Raw genomic sequence first — 5868 nt, 5'->3', positions numbered from 1 at the left:
GAGCAGATGACGGTGCGGCTGATGGATCGCGACGACAACGAACTCTACAAGGTGACGCTCGACCCGGTGCGGTCGGCGTAAGCGCGCTTCTCAACCCTCCCCCTTGTGGGGAAGGTCGGCGGCGGCTTCGCAAAGCGAAGCTGGCGAGACGGGGCGGGGGGTGAAGCGCTGACTAGTCCGGGTAGCAGACCATGGGAATATTCGGCCAGACGGCGCTGTCGCAGTTGGCGGTGTCCTGCCGCTGCTTGAAGGCGGCGCTGACCGGGCCGGTCACCATCGGGTCGACGCCGTCTGGTGCGTCGGCGAAAATCTGCTCGGCCGACTGTGCCTCTGACGGCAAGGCAGGCCGTGATTCCTTCATCGTCGCGGCCGACTGCGCGGCGTTGGCCGCCAGCAGGACCGCGAAGGCAACGGACGCGATGAGCGGCCAGAATCGGTTGAGTTTATCGGTCATGACGTTTGAACTGCCCGGGCCCCAAAGGGTTCCCGCCTTGGTTAACAAAATCATCTCACACGCAGATGCTTAAGATTTGATGAGTATTTGGTGACGCTCCTCCTCTTTCGCAACTGCGAAAAACCCTGTATGAGCCGCGCAACCGAAAGAGGCAGCGCCTTTTGGCCTGCTGCCTGCAACGCTTCCGAGACCAGAACATGAAAATCCGTAATATCGCGATCATCGCGCACGTCGACCATGGAAAGACCACCCTGGTCGACCAGCTTTTGAAGCAGTCCGGCTCCTTCCGAGACAATCAGCGCGTCGCCGAGCGCGCCATGGATTCCAACGACCTCGAAAAGGAACGCGGCATCACCATCCTGGCCAAGGCGACTTCGGTCGACTGGAAGGATACCCGCATCAACATCGTCGACACCCCCGGCCACGCCGATTTTGGCGGCGAGGTCGAACGCATCCTGTCGATGGTGGACTCAGCCATCGTGCTGGTCGACGCAGCCGAAGGGCCGATGCCGCAAACCAAGTTCGTCGTCGGCAAGGCGCTCAAGGTCGGCCTGAAGCCGATCGTCGTCATCAACAAGATCGACCGTCCGGACGCCCGTCACGTCGAGGTGGTCAACGAGGTGTTCGACCTTTTCGCGGCGCTCGACGCCACCGACGAGCAGCTCGACTTCCCGATTCTGTACGGTTCAGGCCGCGATGGCTGGGTTTCGGAAAATCCGGAAGGACCCAAGGACCAGCAGCTGGGACCGCTGTTCGACCTCGTCATCAAGCATGTGCCGGAGCCGACCGTTCATCCCGGCCCGTTCCGCATGATCGGCACCATCCTGGAAGCCAATCCGTTCCTCGGCCGCATCATCACCGGCCGTATCGAGAGCGGCACGCTGAAGGCCAACCAGCCGGTCAAGGTGCTGCACCATGACGGCACCCAGATCGAAACCGGCCGTATTTCGAAGATCCTGGCCTTCCGCGGCCTTGAGCGCCAGCCGATCGAAGAAGCGCAGGCGGGCGACATCGTCGCCATTGCCGGCCTGTCGAAGGGCACCGTCGCCGACACGTTCTGCGACCCGAGCGTAAGCGAACCGCTGCATGCGCAGCCGATCGATCCGCCCACCGTGACGATGTCGTTCCTGGTCAACGACAGTCCGTTGGCCGGCACCGAAGGCGACAAGGTGACCAGCCGCGTCATCCGCGACCGCCTGCTGCGCGAAGCCGAAGGCAATGTCGCGCTGAAGATCGAGGAATCGCCCGACAAGGATTCGTTCTTCGTCTCCGGCCGCGGCGAATTGCAGCTGGCCGTGCTGATCGAGACGATGCGCCGCGAAGGCTTTGAAATCGCCGTGTCGCGTCCGCGCGTCGTCATGCAGAAGGGCGAGAACGGCGAATTGCTGGAGCCGGTCGAAGAAGTCGTCATCGACGTCGATGAGGAGCATGCCGGCGTCGTCGTGCAGAAGATGTCCGAGCGCAAGGCCGAGATGGTCGAACTGCGCCCGTCCGGCGGCAATCGCCAGCGCATCGTCTTCCACGCGCCGACCCGTGGCCTGATCGGCTACCAGTCGGAGCTTTTGACCGACACGCGCGGCACCGCCGTGATGAACCGGCTCTTCCATGCCTATGAGCCCTACAAGGGCGAGCTGCCGGGCCGCACCAATGGCGTGCTGATTTCCAACGAACAGGGCGAATCGGTCGCCTACGCGATGTGGAACCTGGAAGATCGCGGCCCGATGGTCATCGATCCGGGCGTCAAGGTGTATCAGGGCATGATCATCGGCATCCATAGCCGCGACAATGATCTTGAAGTGAACGTGCTCAAGGGCAAGAAGCTGACCAACATCCGTGCCGCCGGCAAGGACGAGGCGGTCAAGCTGACGCCGCCGATCCGCATGACGCTGGAACGCGCCCTGGCCTGGATCCAGGACGATGAACTGGTCGAAGTGACGCCGAAGACCATTCGGCTGCGCAAGCTCTATCTCGATCCGAACGAGCGCAAGCGGTTCGAGAAGTCGTCCAAGGTGGTCGGCGCGGCGTAAGCTCTCTATTTTCCGACAATCGAGAGGGGCGGAGCAACCAGTGTTCCGCCCCTTTTTCGTTCATCCACCGGCAGCCGAGATGATGGCCTGCCGATCGGCCTCGCCGGCCAGATCGATGCGGATCGCGATTCCCGCGCGGGTAGGCTTGCGCAGGGCCTTTGCGCCATCCGGGTCAACGATGAGCAGCCGCCTCTTTTCCAGCGCCTGAAGCCGTGATCGCGAGATGCCGAGTTCGCCAGCGAGCAGCCGGTCGAGTCGCAGCGATGTCGGCATTTCCAGTCCAAGCTGGATCTCCAACACGGTCGCGGCTTCCCCGGTGTCGCCGAGCCTGCGCTTGTGAATGCTGACATCGGAGAACTCCTCGACGCGCCCGATCCGGTTGCGCAACGCGATTACATCGAAGGCATGACGGTGAGCGAGTGCAGGATCGTTGCGTTCGAGCGCCGCCAGCAGCGTCGGGTCGATGTCGCGGCGGTTGCAGCGCTCGAAAATGCCGAAATTCCAGGAGTTGTCGCAGTCGATGCAGCGATAGATCAGCCACACGTCGATGCGTTTGCCATTGGCGTTGACGCGGAATTTCCCGCTGCTGCAATAGGCCTTCACAGTGCCGCAACGATTGCAGCTGATGAGCGGCCGAGGTGGGGTTTGGGGTGCGATCGTCCAATGGATACGCTGAAGTCCAGACATGCCGATAAGCCCTTCCCGTCGGGAAGTTCATCAGGCCGGCGATGTCGAGATGCCCATGCGGGCGCGGCGTGGCGGTCGCTTGCTATGATCGGAAATCGGATGTCACGGGCGGCAGCGCGCAACAACGGTTCAGCAGTGCCAAACCGGTCTCGAACCGCCGCCCAGAAGAACACATGAAATGAAAACAGACACCGCGAATGCGGTGTCATGCAGTGTGTCGGGGGAGTTGACGAGACCGGCGGTTACGTAGGCAAAGTGACGCTCAAAATTGTTTCGCGGCGGCCTTTCTAGCCGCGAGATGCTGGACCGACAAGGGTCTTTTGTCGGTGCTACCGCAGCCGAGCCACTTGCGCTAATATCCGAAATCAAAGGTTTTCAACCAGAGACCCCGGTTATGCACGCCACCTCGCTCCTGATTTTCGCCGCCGCTCTGTTCGTTGCCGCCGGTTCGCCCGGTCCATCGATCGCGGCGCTTGTCGCGCGCGTCATCTCGAAAGGGTTTCGCGACGTGTTTCCGTTCCTGCTCGCCATGTGGATCGGCGAGGGCATCTGGCTGTCGCTGGCGGTGTTCGGCCTGGCTGTCGTGGCGCAGACCTTCCATTTCGCCTTCGTCGTGGTGAAATGGGTCGGCGTCGCCTATCTCGCTTACCTCGCCTGGAAAATGTGGACCGCGCCTGTCGATGCAGAAGAGGGCGAGATGCCGCGCGCGGATTCTCCGGCAAAGCTGTTCTTCGCCGGCATGGCGGTGACGCTTGGCAATCCCAAGATCATGATGTTCTACCTGGCGCTGCTGCCGACCATCATCGACCTCGCTTCGGTCAGCATCGTCGGCTGGGTCGAGCTGACGGCGACCATGGCCGTGGTGCTGGTCGCCATCGATCTCGCCTGGGTGCTCGCCGCATCACAGGCGCGCAAGCTTTTGAAGAGCAAGCGCGCCATGAAGATCGCCAACCGCGTCAGCGCGACGACCATGGCCGGCGCGGCGGCGGCGATCGCTGCTCGCTGATCTTCCCCTCGCCCCGTTTACGGGGAGAGGGTGGCCCGAAGGGTCGGGTGAGGGGCAGCGCAAAGTTGGCCCTCGATTCACGGATGTTGGTGCCGCCCCTCGCCTGCCTGCCGGCATCTTCTCCCCGTAAAAAGGGGAGAAGAAAGCAAATTCACCGTGCCATGGCGTGGTATTCGTCGTTCGGGCGCATGTCGATTGCCGCGGCCACGCGGTTCGACATGTTGAAGAAGGCAGCGGTCGAGGCGATGTCCCAGATGTCGCGATCGGTGAAGCCGGCCTGACGCAGCGCGGCCCGGTCTGCCTCGACGATCTTGGCCGGCTCTTGCGTCAGCTTGACGGCGAATTCGAGCATTGCCACCTGCCTGGGCGAAAGATCGGCGGCGCGAAAATTCATCACCATCATTTCGCCGAGCGGCGGGTCGCCGGAGAGCTGGCGCACCGCCGCGCCGTGCGCGGTCAGGCAATAGTAGCAATGATTGATCGAGGAGACGGCGACCGCGATCATCTCGCGTTCCAGCTTCGACAGGCCGGACTCACCCAGCATCAAATCGTTGTACATGTCGGTGAAGGCGCGCAGCTTTCTGTCGTCGAAGGCATAGGCCCTGAGCACGTTCGGGACGAGGCCGAGCTTCTCCTCGCATTTGGCGAAATAGGTTTTTGTCGCCTCGCTCAGCTCTCCCTGGCCAAGATCAAGCGCGCTGATTTTGCCGGTCATGGGTCATTTCTCCTCGTTGCGCGGCATCTTGTCGCCAAATTCCGATAATTCTTGGCAAGCCGTCAAACCTTTGTCGCCAAACAGCGGTCATCTGCTACCATAATCGTAAAAGCATTCGACGGGAGGGACGTGCGTCATGGCCAGCGTGAAATCCGCGAGCAAGCCGAAGAAAAAAGCCACGGCAGCGATTAAAGCGGAGGAAAGGCCGGCCAGGCTTGCAGACTATCTGCTCGCCCGCGCGCCAGCTGAAGACATTGCTCCCTACGATGTGGCCGACCTGGAGCGGGCTGCCGATCTCGCCGGCCAGGCAGTCGCCACTCACAGGAAAGGCGAGTGCGTCGTCGCCGTCGATGCCGATTCGGGCGTTGTGCGAAACGGCCGCCCGATGACGGTTGTCACAGTCGTCAACGACAACATGCCGTTCCTGTTCGATTCCATCCTCGGCGAGATCACCGAGACATCGGGCGAACCGACCCTGGTCACCCATCCGGTTATCGTGGTGCGCCACGGCAAGGGCGGCGTGGAAGAAATCCTCGGCGACGGCAATTTCGCCAAGGACGATGGCAGCCACGACCGGCTGAGCGTCATCCATGTCCACATCCCGCGGCTGACATCCGAGCAGGCGAGCGGATTGAGCGAGCGGCTGCGCAAGATCCTTGGCCAGGTTCATGCCGCCGTTCACGACTGGAGGCCGATGCTGGCCCGCCTCGATCAGGCGATCTCGGAATTCCGCTATACGGCCGTGCCGCTCGACAAGAAGAGCGTTGCCGAGGCCCTTGCCTTCCTGGAGTGGCTGCGCGACGACAATTTCACCTTCCTTGGCATGCGCGAGTTCAAATACACCGGCGGCGAGGAAAGCGGCACGCTGGAGCGCGCTGAAAAGCCCGGCCTCGGCATCCTGTCCGACCCCGACGTGCTGGTGCTCAGGCGCGGCACCGAAGCGGTAACGACGACGCCGGAAATCCGCGCCTTCCTGCAC

Annotated in this window: 5 protein-coding genes and 1 pseudogene; 3 read left to right on the top strand and 3 right to left on the bottom strand. The window is 62.3% G+C overall.

Going from position 1 to position 5868, the window contains the following annotated elements; genetic code table 11:
• Window positions 1-172 precede the first annotated feature (172 nt).
• Window positions 173-454, bottom strand: coding sequence for a hypothetical protein (locus EN749_RS28975; protein WP_245491515.1), 282 nt, complete (start codon window positions 452-454; stop codon window positions 173-175).
• A gap of 197 nt (window positions 455-651) precedes the next feature.
• Between EN749_RS28975 and typA the strand changes: the two genes are divergently transcribed.
• Window positions 652-2481: a translational GTPase TypA gene (typA, locus tag EN749_RS28970; RefSeq protein WP_023811726.1), complete on the top strand. Its 1830-nt coding sequence runs from the start codon at window positions 652-654 to the stop codon at window positions 2479-2481.
• A gap of 60 nt (window positions 2482-2541) precedes the next feature.
• Here the strand turns inward: typA and EN749_RS28965 are convergent, their stop codons facing one another.
• A complete protein-coding gene (locus tag EN749_RS28965) occupies window positions 2542-3168 on the bottom strand; it encodes a DUF1062 domain-containing protein (RefSeq protein ID WP_127808785.1) in 627 nt (208 codons plus the stop codon).
• Window positions 3169-3562: 394 nt separating this feature from the next.
• On the opposite strand from EN749_RS28965, the gene EN749_RS28960 reads away from it, so the two are divergent.
• Window positions 3563-4174 carry a LysE family translocator gene (locus EN749_RS28960; protein WP_128364436.1) on the top strand — a complete coding sequence of 204 codons (612 nt, stop codon included), beginning with the start codon at window positions 3563-3565 and terminating at the stop codon, window positions 4172-4174.
• 151 nt (window positions 4175-4325) lie between these two features.
• Here EN749_RS28960 and EN749_RS28955 read toward each other — a convergent pair whose 3' ends face one another.
• Window positions 4326-4889: a peroxidase-related enzyme gene (locus tag EN749_RS28955; protein ID WP_127808786.1), complete on the bottom strand. Its 564-nt coding sequence runs from the start codon at window positions 4887-4889 to the stop codon at window positions 4326-4328.
• A 136-nt stretch (window positions 4890-5025) separates the two neighbouring features.
• On the opposite strand from EN749_RS28955, the pseudogene EN749_RS28950 reads away from it, so the two are divergent.
• Window positions 5026-5868, top strand: a pseudogene (locus EN749_RS28950) (NAD-glutamate dehydrogenase domain-containing protein); the annotation flags it as partial.

The sequence above is a fragment of the Mesorhizobium sp. M7A.F.Ca.ET.027.02.1.1 genome, assembly GCF_004022985.1.
In the GTDB taxonomy this organism is placed as follows: Bacteria; Pseudomonadota; Alphaproteobacteria; order Rhizobiales; family Rhizobiaceae; genus Mesorhizobium.
The sequence above is the reverse complement of the archived record's forward strand: the minus strand, read 5'-3'. Positions and strand labels throughout refer to the sequence as shown.

Excerpts from the sequence above, each read along its gene's own strand:
- EN749_RS28965 (WP_127808785.1), bottom strand. The coding sequence starts at position 3,168 with ATGTCTGGACTTCAGCGTATCCATTGGACGATCGCACCCCAAACCCCA.
- EN749_RS28960 (WP_128364436.1), top strand. The coding sequence starts at position 3,563 with ATGCACGCCACCTCGCTCCTGATTTTCGCCGCCGCTCTGTTCGTTGCC.
- EN749_RS28955 (WP_127808786.1), bottom strand. The coding sequence starts at position 4,889 with ATGACCGGCAAAATCAGCGCGCTTGATCTTGGCCAGGGAGAGCTGAGC.
- EN749_RS28975 (WP_245491515.1), bottom strand. The coding sequence starts at position 454 with ATGACCGATAAACTCAACCGATTCTGGCCGCTCATCGCGTCCGTTGCC.
- typA (WP_023811726.1), top strand. The coding sequence starts at position 652 with ATGAAAATCCGTAATATCGCGATCATCGCGCACGTCGACCATGGAAAG.